The organism is Yeosuana sp. (assembly GCF_057126245.1).
The window spans coordinates 12,475-31,420 of sequence record NZ_DBNGMQ010000019.1 but is presented as its reverse complement, the minus strand read 5'-3'; the positions used below and the strand labels follow the sequence as shown (position 1 = coordinate 31,420).

General features: G+C 31.9%; 21 protein-coding genes. 2 read left to right on the top strand and 19 right to left on the bottom strand.

Translation table 11 applies throughout. The features are described from left to right. Positions 1-3: 3 nt before the first annotated feature. Positions 4-513, top strand: coding sequence for an acyl-CoA thioesterase (locus tag AC15TD_RS01835; protein ID WP_484450433.1), 510 nt, complete (start codon positions 4-6; stop codon positions 511-513). 54 nt (positions 514-567) lie between these two features. Further along, positions 568-768, top strand: a complete 201-nt coding sequence (locus AC15TD_RS01830; protein WP_484450432.1) for a DUF6515 family protein — start codon at positions 568-570, stop codon at positions 766-768. A 31-nt stretch (positions 769-799) separates the two neighbouring features. On the opposite strand, the gene AC15TD_RS01825 is transcribed toward AC15TD_RS01830, so the two are convergent. From AC15TD_RS01825 to AC15TD_RS01735, 19 genes are all read right to left on the bottom strand, one after another. Next, positions 800-2,029: a murein hydrolase activator EnvC family protein gene (locus AC15TD_RS01825; protein WP_484450431.1), complete on the bottom strand. Its 1,230-nt coding sequence runs from the start codon at positions 2,027-2,029 to the stop codon at positions 800-802. Further along, on the bottom strand, positions 2,029-2,808 hold the full coding sequence (lolB1, locus tag AC15TD_RS01820; RefSeq protein ID WP_484450430.1) for a lipoprotein insertase outer membrane protein LolB1: 780 nt from the start codon (positions 2,806-2,808) through the stop codon (positions 2,029-2,031). The genes AC15TD_RS01825 and lolB1 overlap by 1 nt, the downstream gene beginning before the upstream one ends. Positions 2,809-2,817: 9 nt before the next feature. After that, positions 2,818-4,179 carry a tetratricopeptide repeat protein gene (locus AC15TD_RS01815; protein WP_484450429.1) on the bottom strand — a complete coding sequence of 454 codons (1,362 nt, stop codon included), beginning with the start codon at positions 4,177-4,179 and terminating at the stop codon, positions 2,818-2,820. A gap of 56 nt (positions 4,180-4,235) precedes the next feature. Next, the gene (locus AC15TD_RS01810; RefSeq protein ID WP_484450428.1) at positions 4,236-5,255 is read right to left on the bottom strand and encodes a sugar phosphate nucleotidyltransferase; all 1,020 of its coding nucleotides are present in this window, start codon (positions 5,253-5,255) and stop codon (positions 4,236-4,238) included. Between the two features lie 97 nt (positions 5,256-5,352). Beyond that, positions 5,353-5,787, bottom strand: coding sequence for a dUTP diphosphatase (gene dut / locus AC15TD_RS01805; RefSeq protein ID WP_484450427.1), 435 nt, complete (start codon positions 5,785-5,787; stop codon positions 5,353-5,355). Positions 5,788-5,836: 49 nt separating this feature from the next. Next, positions 5,837-7,300 carry an oligosaccharide flippase family protein gene (locus tag AC15TD_RS01800; RefSeq protein ID WP_484450426.1) on the bottom strand — a complete coding sequence of 488 codons (1,464 nt, stop codon included), beginning with the start codon at positions 7,298-7,300 and terminating at the stop codon, positions 5,837-5,839. A 58-nt stretch (positions 7,301-7,358) separates the two neighbouring features. Continuing rightward, positions 7,359-7,868 (bottom strand): hypothetical protein, encoded by a 510-nt coding sequence (locus AC15TD_RS01795; protein ID WP_484450425.1) that lies wholly within the window; start codon positions 7,866-7,868, stop codon positions 7,359-7,361. Positions 7,869-7,971: 103 nt separating this feature from the next. Further along, complete coding sequence (gene atpG / locus AC15TD_RS01790; protein WP_484450424.1) at positions 7,972-8,832, bottom strand: ATP synthase F1 subunit gamma; 861 nt, start codon at positions 8,830-8,832, stop codon at positions 7,972-7,974. A 68-nt stretch (positions 8,833-8,900) separates the two neighbouring features. Further along, positions 8,901-10,481 carry a F0F1 ATP synthase subunit alpha gene (gene atpA / locus AC15TD_RS01785; RefSeq protein ID WP_484450423.1) on the bottom strand — a complete coding sequence of 527 codons (1,581 nt, stop codon included), beginning with the start codon at positions 10,479-10,481 and terminating at the stop codon, positions 8,901-8,903. 7 nt (positions 10,482-10,488) lie between these two features. After that, positions 10,489-11,025: an ATP synthase F1 subunit delta gene (gene atpH / locus AC15TD_RS01780; RefSeq protein ID WP_484450422.1), complete on the bottom strand. Its 537-nt coding sequence runs from the start codon at positions 11,023-11,025 to the stop codon at positions 10,489-10,491. Between the two features lie 6 nt (positions 11,026-11,031). Continuing rightward, on the bottom strand, positions 11,032-11,532 hold the full coding sequence (locus tag AC15TD_RS01775) for a F0F1 ATP synthase subunit B (protein ID WP_484450421.1): 501 nt from the start codon (positions 11,530-11,532) through the stop codon (positions 11,032-11,034). Between the two features lie 84 nt (positions 11,533-11,616). Beyond that, the gene (atpE, locus tag AC15TD_RS01770; protein ID WP_166960070.1) at positions 11,617-11,811 is read right to left on the bottom strand and encodes an ATP synthase F0 subunit C; all 195 of its coding nucleotides are present in this window, start codon (positions 11,809-11,811) and stop codon (positions 11,617-11,619) included. A 36-nt stretch (positions 11,812-11,847) separates the two neighbouring features. Next, positions 11,848-12,951, bottom strand: a complete 1,104-nt coding sequence (atpB, locus tag AC15TD_RS01765; protein WP_484450420.1) for a F0F1 ATP synthase subunit A — start codon at positions 12,949-12,951, stop codon at positions 11,848-11,850. Between the two features lie 116 nt (positions 12,952-13,067). After that, positions 13,068-13,454 (bottom strand): DUF6168 family protein, encoded by a 387-nt coding sequence (locus AC15TD_RS01760; protein WP_484450419.1) that lies wholly within the window; start codon positions 13,452-13,454, stop codon positions 13,068-13,070. Next, the gene (locus AC15TD_RS01755; RefSeq protein WP_484450418.1) at positions 13,454-13,684 is read right to left on the bottom strand and encodes an AtpZ/AtpI family protein; all 231 of its coding nucleotides are present in this window, start codon (positions 13,682-13,684) and stop codon (positions 13,454-13,456) included. The genes AC15TD_RS01760 and AC15TD_RS01755 overlap by 1 nt, the downstream gene beginning before the upstream one ends. Beyond that, positions 13,644-14,063 (bottom strand): bactofilin family protein, encoded by a 420-nt coding sequence (locus AC15TD_RS01750; RefSeq protein WP_484450417.1) that lies wholly within the window; start codon positions 14,061-14,063, stop codon positions 13,644-13,646. Before AC15TD_RS01750 ends, AC15TD_RS01755 begins: the two co-directional genes overlap by 41 nt. Before the next feature lie 13 nt (positions 14,064-14,076). Continuing rightward, entirely contained in the window at positions 14,077-16,635 is a 2,559-nt protein-coding gene (gene porW / locus AC15TD_RS01745; protein ID WP_484450416.1) for a type IX secretion system periplasmic lipoprotein PorW/SprE, read from the bottom strand. Positions 16,636-16,753: 118 nt separating this feature from the next. After that, on the bottom strand, positions 16,754-17,449 hold the full coding sequence (locus tag AC15TD_RS01740; RefSeq protein ID WP_484450415.1) for an ABC transporter ATP-binding protein: 696 nt from the start codon (positions 17,447-17,449) through the stop codon (positions 16,754-16,756). Positions 17,450-17,461: 12 nt separating this feature from the next. Further along, positions 17,462-18,940, bottom strand: a complete 1,479-nt coding sequence (locus tag AC15TD_RS01735; RefSeq protein ID WP_484450414.1) for a DUF5687 family protein — start codon at positions 18,938-18,940, stop codon at positions 17,462-17,464. Positions 18,941-18,946: the final 6 nt, after the last annotated feature.

The window sequence follows — 18,946 nt, the reverse complement described above, 5'->3', positions numbered from 1 at the left end:
TTGATGGAAGCAAAAACACCTGAACATTCAAAAACCATTATGACAGATTTGGTTCTTCCGGGAGAAACCAACCCTCTAAATAATTTATTTGGAGGTGAACTATTGGCTCGAATGGATAGAGCAGCAAGTATCTCTGCGAGAAGACACTCAAGACGCATTGTTGTAACAGCTTCTGTTAATCATGTAGCGTTCTCTAGAGCCGTTCCGTTAGGAAGTGTTGTCTCTGTTGAAGCAAAAGTGTCTAGGGCGTTTAAAACGTCTATGGAAATATTTATTGATGTTTGGATTGAAGACAGAGAATCTGGTGCCAGAACCAAAGCCAACGAAGCTATTTATACATTTGTGGCCGTTGATGAAACTGGAAAACCTGTTTCTGTTCCTGAAGTTATTCCTGAAACAAAACTTGAAAAACAGCGTTATGTTGCGGCTTTAAGAAGAAAACAACTCAGCTTATTACTGGCGGGAAAAATTACTCCAGACGAAGCAACAGAATTAAAAGCGCTTTTTGCCTAATTAAGCTTTTTTACCTTCTTCAAGTCTTATAGCTAAACCCAAATTTCAAAAGCTATGAGAACGTTATTATTATCCGTTTTTTGTGTTTTATCTGTCACTTCTTGTTCTACATTAGTAGTTGCTAAACCTAATTCAGTCACTATTATTAAAACACCTCCAAAACATTATTCTATAGTAAAAGTTAGAGGAAATAAATACTATTTCTGGAATGGAAAGCACTTTAAAAAAACTCAAAAGAGGATATGTATTTGTTAAAATTTAAGCACGCATTAAACAGCTAAATAATTTACATTTTATAAATCCATGAGGCTGGATCTAAGGTATTTACTTTTTGATCATAAATAACAAAATTTAAAATAGAATCACCGTTAGATGGATTTGTAAAGACTTCACCTATTTCTTGCTTAGTGACTATTTTATCACCTTCTTGTACATAAACCTTTGAAAGGTTTTTATAAGCGGTTATATAGTTACCATGACGAATCATAACGATAGGGTTTAAGTTTTTTAGAACCACAACTCTACTCACTTCTCCACTAAATACAGCACGTACTTTTGCGCCTTTTTCAGTAGCAATGCGTACGCCATTGCTTCTTATAATTAATGATTTATCAATAGGCGATGGCTGTTTTCCGTAACGTAAGGTCACAAATCCTTTTTCTACTGGCCAAGGGAGTTTCCCTTTGTTAGATACAAAATTTGACGCTAATACTTTCTCTTCAGCCGTTAAAGAAAATCCAGAAGATGTTTCAGATTTTCCTGCTTTTTTATTCGACTTTGCAATCACTTCCCTTATAATTCTTTCTAGCTCCCTATCAATTCTATCAGCTTCCCGTTGTTTTGTTCTTATTTGAGCCGAATATATATTGATATTCTTCTTAATAGAAGCCATTAAAACTTGATGTTGTTTTCGTTCTGACTCCAAAGATTTTTGAACCTCCCTGTTTTCAGAAATTAACCGTTGTTTATTCTCTTTTTGCTTCAATAAACTCGTGTTAATCGATTGAAGTTCCTCACTTTTAGCTTTAATTTCCTGACCTTGCTGCTTTTGGTGGTTAGAGTATTGTTTCATGTATTGCAAACGCTTATAGGCTTGCTTGAAATTATTAGAAGACAATAAAAACATAATTCTACTTTGCTGGTTTTTACTTTTATATGATTTTACAATCATCGCAGCATAATCCTCTTTTAAAGCCTTTAACTCTTCTCTTAGCTTGGATATTTTCCTTTGATTGGTATTAATCTCTCTGGTTAAAAAATTAGCTTGCTGATTAGTAACAGTGATTAAATTATTAAGCACACTAATTTTATAATTATAATTTTCTATTAAAGATAATTGTGATTTTTCCTTTGATTTGTTCTCAAGCTGTAACTGATTTATTTTTTTTATTTCCTGCCTCAATTCTTGCCTACGCTGCTCTAGCTCTTGTTGTTTTTTATTTTGAGAAAAGCTATTCACACCAAAAAATAGTGAAACACATAAAATAAATTTAACTATATTTTTTTTTCTAACCATTAAAGCTCAATCTCTTTAAAACCTGAAGGGATTTTATACGGAAAACGCAAATCTTCATTCAAAGATACTGCTTTAAATTCCATCTCTAAAATGAATTCTTCAGCAGTTTCTACTGCCATTATTTTTATATTTTCTGGTAAAATTTGCTTATTAACTTCTTGAAATGATTTGTAATCAATTTGAAGATGCCTTTGCTCTTTTGGTTGAGACAATTGTTGTGAGGTTATTTTAAAATGTGACGGACTTATTAAATAAAATAATTCAAAAAGAGGATTCTGTTTCTTAGGCTGAAGGATATATTCTTTTTCATTAACAGATACTATAAATGACTCATTTTTCAATCCAAATAAAGGGTCTCCTAATAATAAATTTTGAAGTTTGGTAAAATCTAAAGTCGTTCCTAATAAATCACTCAAATACTTAAAATCGCCTTCAAAATACGAATTGTCTAATTTATTATAAAAACTTACTTTTTCTGGGGTAATCAAAGCTTTAACTACAGATATTGGTGTGGACAATAATAAGATTTTCTTATCTTTTTCCATGCGCAGATTGACCGTATATTTCTCTGTTTTATTGCCTTGAAAGATCTCAAGTTTCACGCGTGCAGAAAGTGTTTTAAAAGAAGCTTGCTTTTTTGTGTTTTGCTTTATAAGTTGCTTAGATGACAATCCTAAATTTACTTCTCCAGAACCTAAGGTTTTTGATGTTTTACAACTAATAACAAAACAAAAAGCAACTAATAAAATAAGTACTAGGGAATGTCTTTTAAAGGGCATATAATAAGTCTAATTTGAGATTTTTAATTGTTTTGCTTTGTCACTAAACGTTTTTGCTTTAGTTTCATTGTTTAATAGGGCATATGAAATACTTAACTGGTTATAAAAATCGGCTTCCATTTTGTTATCATTAATAATATAATCTAATCCTAATTCTAAAACATTAGCCGCTTCCTTTGCCATTTTTAGCTTATTTAAGGCCACGCCATTTATTAAGTAGATAATTGGTTGTGAAGGATAATTATCAAGAGCTTTTTTGCTTTTTTCAGCAGCCAAATCGTATTGCATTAAATCGATTTGCAACAATAAAACGTTCCGCAAAACACTAAAATTGTCAGCTTCAATTAACAAGGCATTTTCATAATATTGAAGCGCTTTTTCCTTGTTTCCCTGTGATAAATAATATTGTGCAATTTCAATAAGTGATTGTGCATTTCTAGTGTCTCCTGCTAATGCGGTTGCCTCTATAAGTGCTGATTCATATTGTGGGTTTTTACTAACAAAACCAACAAAATCTGAAAGCACTTTAAGTTTTGCTTCTGGTTTAATTTGAGGACTGTTAATTACAATCTTCATAGATTCTATGGCCTTGTCTGCATTATTATCTTCTAAATAAAACTTGTAGAGAGCTAAATGGACTAACTGAGAGTTTGGATTAGTTTTTAGTAATTCTTTTGCTGTTTCAAATGCTTTATCGTTTTCATTATTCTCACTATACCTATAAATAAGTGCTAAATAATTAGCTTCTTTATCTGGGTTATCATCAACTCGTTTTTCTAAGTTTTTTATTTGATCCTTTTTTCTTCCGGTTGCTTCATAAATTTGATTCCGCATATAATCTCTTGTATATGAGATTCCCAATTCTTCATCTAATTCATCTAACAATTTTAAGGCATCGTTAAACTTTTTTGTCGTCATATAAAGGCCTACTAAATCCTCTTTATAATCTGGATGGTAGCTTACAAGTTCCTTTAAAGTCTTTATAGCTTTATTTAAGTCCTTTTGTTGAACATAAAGACCATAAAGAGCATCTAAATACCATTCGTTATCGGGTTGCTTATTTACGGCTTCTTTTAAAGCGTCTTCAGCGGCTCCAAAATTTTTAAGATGGATATAGTTTTTTCCTAATTCATAATATAAAACAGCTTGTGAATCATCTAATTCTATACATTTTAAAAGTGCTTCTATAGATCGATCAAAATTTTCAATGCCTTTTTGCTTTAGCGCTTCGAAGAAAGATTCTTGAAATTTATCTTCTAAATCTCCTAAGTCGTCATTGGGCTTTTTATTGAAATCAACTTGTGCATACTGATTTTGCGGACATAATAGTATTCCGAAGAAAAAAAATAGTATATAGATGTTTCGTTTCATTTATTAAGGAATCTTTCGACTGTGCTCAAAGTAACATTTGTTTATTTTGACAATAATTATTCCAAAACTGAATAATCTCCAATACTCACCTTTTTGAAGTTTCCGTCATAAGATACATGGTTACCTATCATGGCTTCTTCTAAATTAGCATTTTTAATCGTTGTATTAGTTTGTATTAGACTATTTTTAATACGTGCATTTTCTATAACACAGTTATCTCCAATAGAAACATTTGGACCAACAGTTGCATTATTTAACACAACGCTTTCTCCAATAAAACAAGGTTCAATAATTTTAGAGTTATCATTTTTAATCGACGAGGAAATCATTTCTTCTTCTCCATCTGCTTGTAAAAACCCAAGCATTCTGGTATTGGTCTCAATCGTTACGGCTTTATTTCCACAATCCATCCATTCATCTACCTGACCCGTTTTAAAGACCTTCCCTTTTGTCATCATACCTTTTATACCGTCATTAATTTGGTATTCACCACCATTTACAATATTATTATCTAAAACATGTTGTAATTCTTGCTTTAAAACGCTAACATCTTTAAAGTAGTATATACCGATAACGGCCAAATCACTAACAAAATTTTCTGGTTTTTCGACTAATTCGACAATTTCATTGTTTGCGTTTAATTTTACAACACCAAAAGCCTCTGGTTTATCTACTTGTTTTACCCAAATAACGGCATCAGCTTCTGGGTCTAAAGTGAAATTAGCTCTAATTAGTGTATCGGCATAAGCAATAACCGCTGGTCCAGAAAGGGATTCTTTAGCACACATAATAGCATGTCCTGTTCCTAGTGGTTGATCTTGACGGTAAATAGATGCTTTAGCTCCTAAGCTATTGGCTAATGCTTTTAAACTTGACACGACATCATCTCCAAACCAAGCAGGATCTCCTAAAACAAAAGCAATCTCATCAATTGGCTGATTTAATACTTTAACAATATCTTTAACAAGTCTGTGAACAATGGGTTGTCCTGCAACAGGAATTAATGGTTTTGGCACTGTTAAACTGTGAGGTCTTAATCGGGAACCTCGACCCGCCATTGGTACTATTATTTTCATATTCTAATTGATTCGTTTATTTGATGGGTTATTTATTTGTTTTGCTATGGATTCACGAATGTTTTTAGCAATATATTCTAAAATCGTAATTCGTCATTTACTTAGTTCCTGTACTTCCAAAACCACCTTCCCCTCTTGAGGTTACTGATAGTTCATTCACTTCACTCCATTCAGCTCTTTCGTGTTTGGCAATCACAAGTTGTGCAATACGTTCTCCATTTTGAATTATAAAATCTTCATTAGATAAATTCACCAAAATCACCCCTATTTCTCCTCTATAATCCGCATCAACAGTTCCTGGAGCGTTTAATACTGTAATTCCTTTTTTAGCAGCTAAACCACTTCGTGGACGCACTTGCGCTTCATAACCAATAGGTAGTTCTATAAATAAGCCTGTGCCTACAATACTGCGTTCTAAAGGTTTTAAGGTTCTTGACTCGGATAAATTTGCTCGCAAATCCATACCAGCAGATGCGATAGTTTCGTAATGTGGTAAATCGTGACTGGATTTATTGATTATTTTAATTTTCATGCTTCCCTCTTAATCTCCCCTTAGGGGAGAAATTATTTAGTGATTAATCTTATTTTAGTTTTAATAATTGCTTTAATTCGTTTTTTTCTGAAATAAAAATAATGGTCAAAAATACAATTAACATTGAAATTCCAATGGTATATTGTTCTCTAAATTTATAAAATGAAAGCATCGAAAATCCTACGGAAAGTATTAAATACAGTCCTATTTTTTTTAGATTATACGGAATTGGATAATACTTTCTTCCAAAATAAAAAGATAATAGCATCATAACGCCATAAGCCACCAACGTAGCTATAGCTGATGCCTTATAACTAAACTCTTTTATAAATAAAATATTTATAACCAATGTGATTACGGCCCCAACTATAGATATATAAGCCCCAAACTTTGTCTTATCGGTAATTTTGTACCAGACAGAAAGATTATGGTAAATACCTAAGCAGAAATTTGCTAATAGTATTATTGGCACAACCCACATAGCTTCCCAATAGTCTTCACTTCTTACTATATATGGTTTTAATACATCGGCAAACACAACTACACTTAGAAGTATTATAGAGCCAAAGGCTACAAAAAATTCTAATATTCTAGCATAGTTTTTTTGAGGATTTTCACTTTTTGCATGACTAAAAAAGAAGGGCTCTATTCCTAATCTATAAGCCGTAGCAAAGAGCGTCATAAACAATGCTATTTTATAACATGCAGAGTACATCCCAATATCAGTTTCTGCTATATTAGATGGTAGTAATTCTTTAAGAAGAATTCTATCAAATGTTTCATTAATTGAAAACGCCACACCTGCAATTAATACTGGTAAGGCATAGCGCATCATAGATTTCCAAAGGGTTTTGTTAAATACATACTTTGCCTTAACATAAAAAGGAATTAGTAAAAATAATGTCACGCCACTTGCTATTAAATTGGCTATGAAAATGTAACTGATTTCAAAATTTGGTTTGTAAATACTTTCAAAAACTGAACCTTGAGAAGCGAGATCTTTTAAAGCTAGTAAGAAAAATATATTAAGTCCTAAGTTAATAGCAACGTTTAAAATTTTAATGATGGCATAACGCATAGGGCGTTGTGTAGCCCTTAACCATGCAAAAGGAATAATAACTAAGGCGTCTAAAAGTAAAATCCAGATTACTAAATTGATGTACTTAACATCAATATCAATAAACCATGCCACTTGATTTTGAAAAACTAAAGCAATAACAAAAAACCCCAATGAAGAAACAACTAAAGAGATGGAAGCAGTTCCAGTGACCTGGTTTTTATCGTCTTCTTTATTAAAAAATCTAAAAAAAGCGGTTTCCATACCATATGCCAAAACCACATTAAAAAGCACGAAATAAGAGAATATAACCGATACTTCTCCATATTCGGCAACTGAAGATAATACACCATCAGTTGTGTAAAGAGGTACTAAAATAAAACTTAGCATTCTAGGCAAAACCGTTGCTAAACCGTAAATGAATGTTTGTTTAAATAATGTTTTAAGTACGCTCAATGGCAGGTTATTTATAAGGCTAAAAATACGTTTTTAGCTATTCTAAACCAAACATACACTATTCCTTCTTTTGTGGAGAACTTGGGTAAGCAAGTAACTTCCTTTTTTTAACATCTTCAATCATAAAATATTTAATCTTGCCACCTTCTTTATAACTAATGACACATTGATTGTCCTTTAGCTCGAACGGAATATCCTTTTTAGATTTTCGAATTTGATTACCATACTCTTCTTTTGGATTACTGCTCAAAATCAAATCTTCTCTTTGATTAGCAGTCGTTTTAAAACGTCCAATAAACAGAGAATTATTACCCTCTTCTAGCTTAGAAACTTTACCTTGAAAATAGATACTGTCTAACTCAATATTCTTATTATTTGAAACGACATTAATAAATACATTAATACCCGAACCCCCACCTTGAACACCTGCTACCCAGTGCTGATAATAAACGTCTCCAAACTCAATTGGTATCGAGTTTTGTATTTTTTGTGCTGATGAACAGTTTAAAAATGCTAAGTATAGAAATATTAAATAGACCCAGTATTTAAAAAATTTAATGTCTTTCATGATATTGAATTCTTATTAGTAAAGGTATAGATTCAAAATTAATGCCATAAAAAAAGCCTCACAAATTGTGAGGCTAATATGTATAAATTAATGAAAAGTATACCTAATTATTAAGAGCCTCAGCACCACCAACAATTTCTAGAATTTCATTAGTAATTGCAGCTTGACGCGCTTTGTTATACGTTAATTTTAATTGATCTCTTAACTCAGTAGCATTATCCGTTGCTTTATGCATTGCCGTCATTCGAGCTCCATGTTCACTAGCAAATGAATCTCTAATACCCTTATATAATTGCGTTTTTAATGACTTCGGAATTAATTGCTCAACAATTTCTACTTTTGAAGGCTCAAAAATATAATCTGCATTCTTATTAACACTTCCATCAACAGGAACAATCGGTAAAAATTGCTCAGTCATCACTTCCTGAGTCGCAGCATTTTTAAATTTATTGTAAACAATATCTATTTTATCGAACTCTCCAACTACGAATTTTTGCATTAATGATTCAGCAATATCAGCAACATTTTCAAAGGTTAAATCATCAAAAACATGACTCTCATTACCTATAATCATTTTCTTTTTTGAAAACGCATCGTTAGCCTTTTTTCCAATTGCAAAAACAGATACTTTTTTGCCAGAATATTTATTATCAACTAATTGTTGCACTTGCTTAATAATGTTTGAATTAAAAGCCCCGCACAACCCTCTGTTAGAAGTAATTGCTACTATAAGCACATTATTAACCTCTCGTTGAACTGAATATTTACTTCCAGAATCAGCATCTAACGTTGCGCTTAAACTTTGTAAAAGCTCTGTTAACTTGTCCGCATATGGGCGCATTGCTGTAATGGCATCTTGAGCTTTCTTTAATTTTGCAGCCGATACCATTTTCATGGCACTGGTTATCTGCATCGTTGAAGATACGGATGCTATTCTGTTACGTATTTCTTTTAAATTTGCCATTTTTTAGTTGTTAGTATTGAGTATTCAGTAGTAAGTTCATTAACTCACTACTCAACACTAAAATCTAATTATGCTCTATATTTACTCGATAAATCTTTTGCTACAGCTGTTAATGTGTCTGTAACTTCATCAGTTAATTTTCCTGCTTTTAATGTACTAAGCACATCGGCATGTTTTGCTCTTAAGAATTCTAAATAATCTCTTTCAAATTCTTTAATTTTTTCAACAGGCACATCTCTTAATAAGTTTTTAGATCCTGCGTAAATAATTGCGATTTGATCTTCAACTTTAAAAGGATCATTTTGAGCTTGTTTTAGAATTTCTACGTTACGTTTTCCTTTCTCAATAACATTTAAAGTAGACGCATCTAAATCTGATCCAAACTTGGCAAAGGCCTCTAATTCACGATATTGTGCTTGGTCCAATTTTAATGTTCCAGCTACCTTTTTCATCGATTTAATCTGAGCGTTTCCACCAACACGGGATACCGAAATACCTACGTTAATAGCCGGACGAACACCAGAATTAAATAAATCACCATCTAAGAAAATTTGTCCATCTGTAATAGAAATTACATTTGTTGGAATATATGCCGAAACATCTCCCGCCTGAGTTTCAATAATTGGTAATGCTGTTAATGAACCGCCCCCTTTTACTAATGGTCTTAAAGACTCAGGAAGATCGTTCATATCTTTAGCAATATCATCATCATTAATCACTTTTGCAGAACGCTCTAATAATCTTGAGTGTAAGTAAAAAACGTCTCCAGGATATGCTTCACGTCCTGGTGGTCGACGTAATAATAAAGATACCTCACGATATGCTACTGCTTGTTTCGATAAATCGTCATAAATAATCAATGCTGGACGACCAGTATCTCTAAAGTACTCACCAATTGCAGCACCTGCAAACGGAGCATACACTTGCATAGGCGCAGGGTCTGAAGCATTTGCAGCAACGATAGTAGTATAAGCTAATGCGCCTTTATCTTCTAACGTTTTTGCAATTAAAGCAACTGTTGATGCTTTTTGACCTATAGCAACATATATACAAAATACAGGCTCACCTGCATCATAAAATTCTTTTTGATTTAAGATAGTATCTATACAAACAGCTGTTTTACCAGTCTGGCGGTCACCAATTACTAATTCACGTTGTCCACGACCTACAGGAATCATCGCGTCGATAGATTTAATACCTGTTTGTAATGGTTCTGTAACTGGCTCACGGAAAATAACACCAGGAGCTTTACGCTCTAAAGGTAATTCATATGTTTTTCCAGAGATAGGTCCTTTGCCGTCAATAGGGCTTCCTAAAGTGTCAACAACACGACCTACAATACCTTCTCCAACATTAATAGAAGCAATACGTTTTGTACGCTTTACAATAGATCCTTCTTTAACACCTATTGAAGCACCTAACAATACAATCCCAACGTTATCTTCTTCAAGGTTAAGTACAATTCCTTCTAAACCGCCTTCAAATTCAACTAACTCACCATATTGAACATTTGAAAGTCCATACGCACGAACAATACCATCACCAACAGTTAATACTGTTCCTACTTCGTCTAATGAAGCCGATGCATCAAATCCTGCAAGTTGTTGTTTTAAGATTGCTGATATTTCAGCTGGTTTTACTTCTGCCATCTTATTTTTAATTTAATGTAAATTCTCTTTTTAATTTGTTTAGCTTATTAGAAATACTTGCGTTGTATTGTTTATCACCAACTCTTAGGATAAAACCTCCTAATATGCTATCGTTAACAATATTCTCAACAGTTACTTCTTTGTTAGTAAGCTTTTTTACTTTTTCAAGTACTTTAGATTCTAATTCTTTGGTCATTGGAACGGCAGTAGTTACATAAGCAACCTCTTTCCCGTTTAAGACATCGTATAAATGACTATACTGTATCGTAATTTCATTTAAAATATCAACTCTCTTGTTTGTAATTAATACATCAAACAAATCAGAACTAATCTTATTTAATTTAGGAAATACTGCTAATAAAACTTCTTTTTTTGTTTCAGACTTTATAACAGCATTAGTTAGCATCTCACTTAATTCTGCATTGTTCCCAATACTCTCTGCCATTAACTTCATATCATTATTAACAGCATCAGCCGATTTTTGATCTGTTGCTAAACTCAAAATTGCTTTTGCGTAACGAATTGCTGCTCTTGCTCCTGCCATTTATAATTAGTTTAATTTTGCGTCACCTAACATTGACTCAACCAATTTTACTTGCTTGTCTTTATTAGATAATTCTTCACGAACTACTTTTTCTGCTATTTCAATTGATAAACTTGCTACTTGTGATTTTAATTCTGCAATAGCTGCTTTCTTTTCAGATTCGATAGCTGCCTGAGCTTGTTCAATAAGTTTTGCCGAAGCTTCTTTAGCTTCATCCTTAGCGTCTTCAATCATCCTATTTTTCATATCTCGTGCATCCTTCAACATAGATTCACGCTCTGCTCTTGCTTCTTTTAACAGTTTTTGATTATCTGCTTGAAGGTTTTGCATTTCTAATTTTGCTTTTTCAGCAGAATCTAATGCGTTTTTAATACCTTCTTCTCTATCATTAACTGAATCTAAAATGGGTTTCCAAGCAAATTTTTTAAGCAATAAAATAAGTGCTATAAAGAGTATTGCCTGCCAAACAAACAACCCTAAAGAAAATCCTCCAAATAATTCTTCCATAATAAATTATATTTCTAAAACAACTTCTGTTTAATTTAAAAAAAGCAGCTATAACCAACCGTTATAGCTACTCTTTAGTGTGATTTACTTTGCAAATAAAGCTGCAAAGGCAATACCTTCAATCAACGCTGCTGCGATAAGCATAGCGGTTTGAATTTTTCCAGTAGCTTCTGGTTGACGTGCAATAGCTTCCATAGCTGAACCACCGATTCTTCCGATTCCGATTCCCGCTCCTATTACAATTAGACCTGCTCCTACAATTTCAGGAATATTTCCCATAATATATATATAATTAAAAATTAAACATTCAATTTATTAATGTGCTTCATCATGATGTTCTTCAACGGCCATGCCGAAGTATAACGCTGAAAGCACTGTAAAAATATAGGCTTGTAAAACCGCAACTAATAACTCTAAAATTGCTAATACAAAGGCTAATACAAATGATAATGAACTCCCTATCCAATTATTAAAAATAAACATCATACCTATGATACTCATTAATACGATGTGTCCAGCTGTAATGTTGGCATATAAACGAATCATTAACGCAAATGGTTTTATAAAAGTTCCCAATAATTCAATCGGTGCTAATATAATTTTCATCGGAACAGGCACTCCTGGCATCCAAAAAATATGTTTCCAATAATTTTTATTCCCTGAAAATGTTGTGATAAGATAGGTAATTAGGGCCAAACATAAGGTTACAGCAATGTTATTAGTGACGTTCATACCTATAGGGGTTAAACCAAATAGATTGACTATCCAAACAAAGAAAAATACAGTTAACAAATAACTCATATACTTCTTATAATGTTTTTCGCCAATGTTTGGTATCGCAATTTCATCTCTAACATATAAAACAATTGGCTCTAATATACGCCCTATTCCCATAGGCAAATTATTGTTCTTTTTGTAAGATTGTGCCATACGTTTAAACATAAAAAACAAAATAACAAATACCATGAAAATCAATGCAACATTTTTAGTTATAGAGAAATCTAAAGGCTTTTCATTAGTGGCATGGTGATGTTCATCCTCATTAATCTTTCCATTCGGGCCATCTACTTTATAAATCTTTGAATGATAAACTTTATAAAAATTATCTCCAACTTCAGCCACTTCTTCTCCATGATGGAATTTAGACGACATAAATACTTTTAAACCGTTATCCCAAAGGATTACAGGCAAGGGAAAACCAACATGTTTAGTCTCGCCTTCTTCTGTGGTATATGAATACAATCCAAAATCATAAGAGTCTTTTAAATGATGAAGAATATATTCTTTTATTTCTGTTTCTTTATCAACTTTTGACCCCTCAAGTAAGTGTTCTTCTGAATGACCTTCTTGCCCATACGACATAAAGGTTAATAAAAACAGTAATAATGTAATTGATTTTAAATATGTTTTTATACGCATATCACTCTAACTAATAGTAGCTTAAAAATTGCTGCAAAGGTATGTTTTTATCTCAAAAACAAAAATAAATTTTTATTTTATTTATAACGTTAGATTTGGTAGATATATGGTGGCTTTTAATCTATCTTGTTTAGCCATTTAACAAGGCTAAATGTTTCTAAAATTAAACCTAATCCATACGGCACAAAAAATGCAGCAAACTCTAATTTAGAAATATGCCCATCAAGTTTAAAAAACGGATAGAAAACGATAAAAAACATTCCAAATTTTAGTGCACTTCCTGCAATAAATAAAAACCCCAATTGGTCTTTAAACTTTTTTTTTGAAACATATAAAAATCCAAAAATAAAAACAATCAATGCTAAGTTTACAACATAAGAAAGCACTATTTTGTTTTCAAACAACGGAATTTGAAGACTCTTTAATATTGCTATATGAATACAAAAAGCAACTGCTAAAACAGTAGTTGCTTTTATAGTAAAACGTGTAAAAGGATTACTCATTAATATTTTATTCTATTGACTTGCTTAATAACCGCATATAATGAAATAGCGACTCCTAAAAGCGTCATAATAATTATAAATAGCTTATCACCATTATTATATTTTGTATCTAACCACTTACCAAAAATCACAAACAAGTAGATAGTAACACCCATTTGAATAGCAATTCCAGAAAGAACAGCTATATTTTTAAGCGGTTTTTCCTTCTTCTTGTTGTTTTTGTTGTCCACCCTTATTCATTTCTTTTACCGTGCCTTTCATAGCGCATGTTACATTAAATGTGGCTCCTGGTTCTACTGCTAGTTTACCTGCAACAACTTCACCTTCAATATTAGCTGTAGACTTTAAGGTTAATGTTCCTGATAATGATAATTTACCAGCAAACTTTCCTTCAAAATGGGCATCGGTACCTTGCAAGGTTCCTTTAACAAAACCAGATTTACCAACTACAATTTTGCCTGATGTTTTAATATTTCCATCAAGGCTGCCGTCTATTCTTAAATCACCTTCACTATTAAGGTCGCCTGTAATTTTCGTTCCTTGTGCTATAATGTTTTGACTTGACTTACCTTCTTCCATAGACTTATTTTTTTTATTATCAGAAAACATATTACTATTAATTTTAGTTATTGTAAGAACTTAAATAGGTATCTAAATTCTTGTGAATTTGTATTATTCGATAGTTTGGAGAAGAAATTACAAAGAAAGGTTTGTTAATTTTCTTTATATCTTCTTTGGTTAATAATTGATCAAAGGTTTTAGCTACCACACTATTTTTTAAACCATGCACTAAAACAAATGTTGTGTTTTCGCTATATACATCTTTTGATGATGAAAGATTGTAATACTTGATATTTTTTAACACCTTATTTAAAGTGTCTTGAAATGTGTTGATTATTGAAACTTCAGTATTATCAAGCTGAAAAACAACTTTATAGTTATTAGCAATGCTATCTAACAAAAATTCTTTGTTTTGTAATCGCGGTAAAACATTCGTTTCTATATCTTGAGCTTGTTTTCCCTCAGGTGTATTAGCATAAGTAATGGCTATATAATTAATGGCTTTACTGTAAGATTCCAATCCTAACAGACGCCCTTTGGCAGTAGCCTTTAATAATTCTAATTTAGGAACGATAGGATCACCATCAAATGCATTGATATACGTTTCACATTTCGAAATAACTTCAGCATATTCTTGATTTTCATGTTGCTGATATATGCTTTCGTAAACATTATCTGGGCTATTCTCGTCTTTTATTGATGCTAATTCTGGATTAGTTAAAATAGTAGCATATCGAGAATCTGGAAAATTTGAAATAATATCATTTTTAGCAATATTGGCTTCATCAAGCTGATCTAAAAGTGAATAAATTTTATATAAATTATATTTTGATGGTAGTATCAATCGTTCTTCTGGGTTACTTTCAAGAACCGTATTAAACTTACTTTTTGCTAACTCATATTCTTTAAACTTCTCTTTATAGATAAGTCCTAATTGATAATAAGCAAAGTTTCGTTCTTTAGAAATACTGTCAATAATTTTAGACTCAGACGGAATTTTTGAGATATAGTATTGCGGATTATAAAGTTGATCTTCAGTCGCATCAGCAAATACTTCATTATTTAAAATAGCATTATTCCCACTTGATTTTGATTTACTTGACCATCTCCAATCATCTTCCAAAGTTCTATTGCCCCAAACTTTTACAAATTCATTTTTTCCGTACGCCACTGTAGTAGGGTTGTAAAAATAAAATAAATTAGCTTGACCTGGAACGCCTCTTTGGGTCATTGGATTTGTACCTGCAACATTATTATTGCCTGCGATTAATCCGTTATTTCTTGCGGCAACTTCTTGTCTTTGTTTTTCTTCTTCAGCCTCTTTTTTAAGTGTTTCAATAATTTCTTCAAAAAATGCTATTCTATCTGCTTCAGGTAAATTAACTAAATTTAAAATACTATCGTTTACTTGAGCTATCGCTTCATAGTAAATAACGTCTTCTAAATTGTCCCTTTTTCGTTTAATAATACGATATGGTTTTGAGTTAAGCGTCATATTACTCATGGTACTATCGTAATAAGCACCTGCTTCTTTATATATAGAATTATCAAAACTTATGTCTCCAAGTATTTCATAGTTTCTCGCTCTTAATACCTTATCTCTAGAGTCTGTTCTTAACGATTTGTTATAATAAGAAATAGCTAAATATTCTGATTTGTTATTTAAATGATATTCACCAATTTGATGATAAATTTTATCTAAAAAAGGTCTGTTTTCTCTGTCTTCTTCAAGATTAGTTAACAACTCTAAGCAAGCTAATTTATCACCATTTTCATAATCGAAATTTTTAACTTTCTCAAGATGTGCGCTTATTAAATATATGCGAGGTGTTTTTCTATTAAGTTCAATCACCTTGTCGAAGGCAATGTTAGCGCTATCTTTATAATCTAGGGTATTATAGAGTTGTCCTTGAATAAAACGATATCTTCCGCGCTCATCGTTGTTTTTAGTTGCATTTGAAGCTATTTCTAATTGTGTAATAGCACTATCAATAGATTTTGTGTTTAAATAGGCTTGTGCCAACATAGCGGTAGCATCGGCTAGGTCTTGCCCATCTATTTCTTCTTGTTCTAATAATCGTTTTAGGTTTTTAATAGCGAGCTCATCATTATCTAAACGAATATTAGTCTTTTCCCTCCAAACTTTAGCCTGATTAATTTTATCACTAGCAGGATACTTGTATAGAATATAATTGAAAGCTTCTAAAGATGGCACAAAACGCTGATCAAAATATCTTGCTTTTCCCAATAGCAAATATGCCTCGTCCATTTGTGGGTTTTCTTCTTTCCCATTAATGTTCATGCTATGTTTTTGAATAGCCTTTACTGCCTTCTCTTCAGCTCTATTAAAGTTATCATTTTTTGATTGCCCAGGAAGCATAATCTCTTCACGTATTTGCATACGCTCGATAGGAAGAATATCCCAATAATTATCTTGGTATGCATCATTAAGAGAATTTTTACCTTCTTCTAAAGCTAAATAACCATTATAAAGTGCATTGAATTCTGCTGTAACCGCATGAAAATTTCGATTAATAAACTTGTCTTTTTTTCGTGAACAACTTATCACGAAAAGGGAAGATATAACGACAACTATAATGAATTTAAAAGATGTTTTCAATACCTGCTTATTTGGTCTAATACATAACTACAAACTCTTGCATATATTATGCAAAACGTAAAAATAAGCATCTTTTTTGATTAACCTATAATATTAAAAAAGACTTTTGAATTAACCGCTATCCAGCAAAGTACGCTTCTAATTCTTTTAAAGTTTTAGCATTCGTTTCAAGATCTTTTACAATCTCTCCTTTTTCTAAGACGACAATACGCTCGCAAACATCGGTTACGTGCATTAAATCGTGACTTGAAATAAGTATGGTAACGCCTTTTGTTTCAGCAAGGTCTTTTATAATTTGCTTTAAACGAATCTGGGTGGTTGGGTCTAAATTAGCAAAAGGTTCGTCTAAAATAATAACCTCTAGATTTCCAATTAAAGCTGCTACAATACCTACTTTTTTTTGATTTCCTTTACTTAGGTCTCGTAAATATTTTTTTTGTTTTAAAATTTCACCATGAAAAAGGTCTTCAAACTGACTTACAAAAGAATCAATATCTGCTTTATTTTGTCCACGCAATTCACCAATAAAATAAAAATATTCCTCAGGTGTTAAGTAGCCTATTAAAAAACTTTCATCAATAAAAGATGATGTAAAAGGTTTCCAATCTTCGCTATTATGTACTCGTATTTCATTATTAATTATCTCTCCCGTAGTTGGTCTAATTAAATCTAAAAGCAGACTAAAATAAGTGGTTTTACCAGCACCATTATTACCTACCAAACCAAAACTTTGTCCTTTAGGTATTTCTAGTGACTCTATATTTAAAACGACATTGCCGCTATATTTTTTTGAAAGATTTGACGTTGTTATCATAATTTAAAAAGATTAATTGTCTTGACTAAAGGCGTCAATCATTTTATACTTAGACCTTACATACTTTGCCGTAATAAAAGTCATTAACTTTTGGTGAAACACGATCCCTATTATTCCTAAAATCCCTAACACAAGACACCCTACTTCAAATCCAGCTAAAAAATAACTCAAAACAAAAATACCTAAAGGCAATAACATAAGTGGTATTCCAATAAGCCATTGGACAGCACCTGTACCTTGATAATTAAATGCGGCACGCTGGTTTAAATCTATTTTTTTTCTATTGAAAGAACCGCCCAATAATATAACATGCGTATTCACACCTAAATTATAAATAGCTGCGGCAAAATGCGCTAACAAAATTTTCCAGCCAAAATAAACATATGGAATACTAAGAACAAATAGAATGATGACGCTTAACGCCATGAGCGTAAATTTAGATTTTAAATATTGCTCATACTTTATATTCTGGCTCATGAGTAATTTATAATAACCACTATCCCAAGCAGGAATAAATTGCCCAAAATTAATAAGGAAAATACCTGTTACAAAAATGCCTATAAAAGCAAAAAACCATGGCATGTCTTGATACATTGGTTGCGGATAAAAAAACAAGCCATAAAGAAGCCCGATAATCAATATCCAAACAGATGATTTCGACCGTTTATTTCGCCAAATCAATTTTAAATCCAATTGCATAAAAGGCGCGATATCTCCAAAATTTCTTGTCCATTCTAAATTAGACGCCTGAACTTCTTTTACCACTGTTTTTAAAGAACTGTCTAAAAACAATTTGTTCCTAAGTATTTTGAAGTTAACCATGTAAAGCCCAACTAAGACTAGAACCAAAATAAAAATTAAAGCTGGGGTATTATAAATAGCTTGAAATCCTCCACCTACTAGCTCATTGAATGATATAATTTCAAAATAATCTAACGCGAACAGAGACCCAACGAAAACAATGATAGGAAGAAAAGACAATTCAGTCTCTGCAGAGTAACTTTCGATAATAAAATTTAAAAAATTATTTATTAGTGTCACGAGAACTAACGAGAACATCCATGTAATTGCTGATAAAGCAGGATACCCTTTTATAATTAGTGTGACTCCAAAAGGAATAATGGCAAATAAGGGTAAAAAGTTAAAAAACGAGGTAACCGATTTACCTAAAACATAATTAACAATTTTGCTCGTTTTAATAGGTAATGTAAGCAATGGTTTTGCTAACATTACAGGTAGTTTCTGAAAAAAGAACCTAAACACTAAATCAGCCAAAATCCAATAAAACAAAACGTTATTTAAAATTATTAATGGATCTTGATCTGGAAATACCTTTTTTAAACCTGGAAATAAGGCCACACCCAAGATTAGAAAGATAGCAATAAAATAAAGTGCTAAAAAGCCCATTAAAATTTTTAAAGCCAGTCCTTTTCCAAAACTTGCAGACCTAACAAACGATTTCCACTCGAAACCTATAAACCGAGATATCATAGGCTT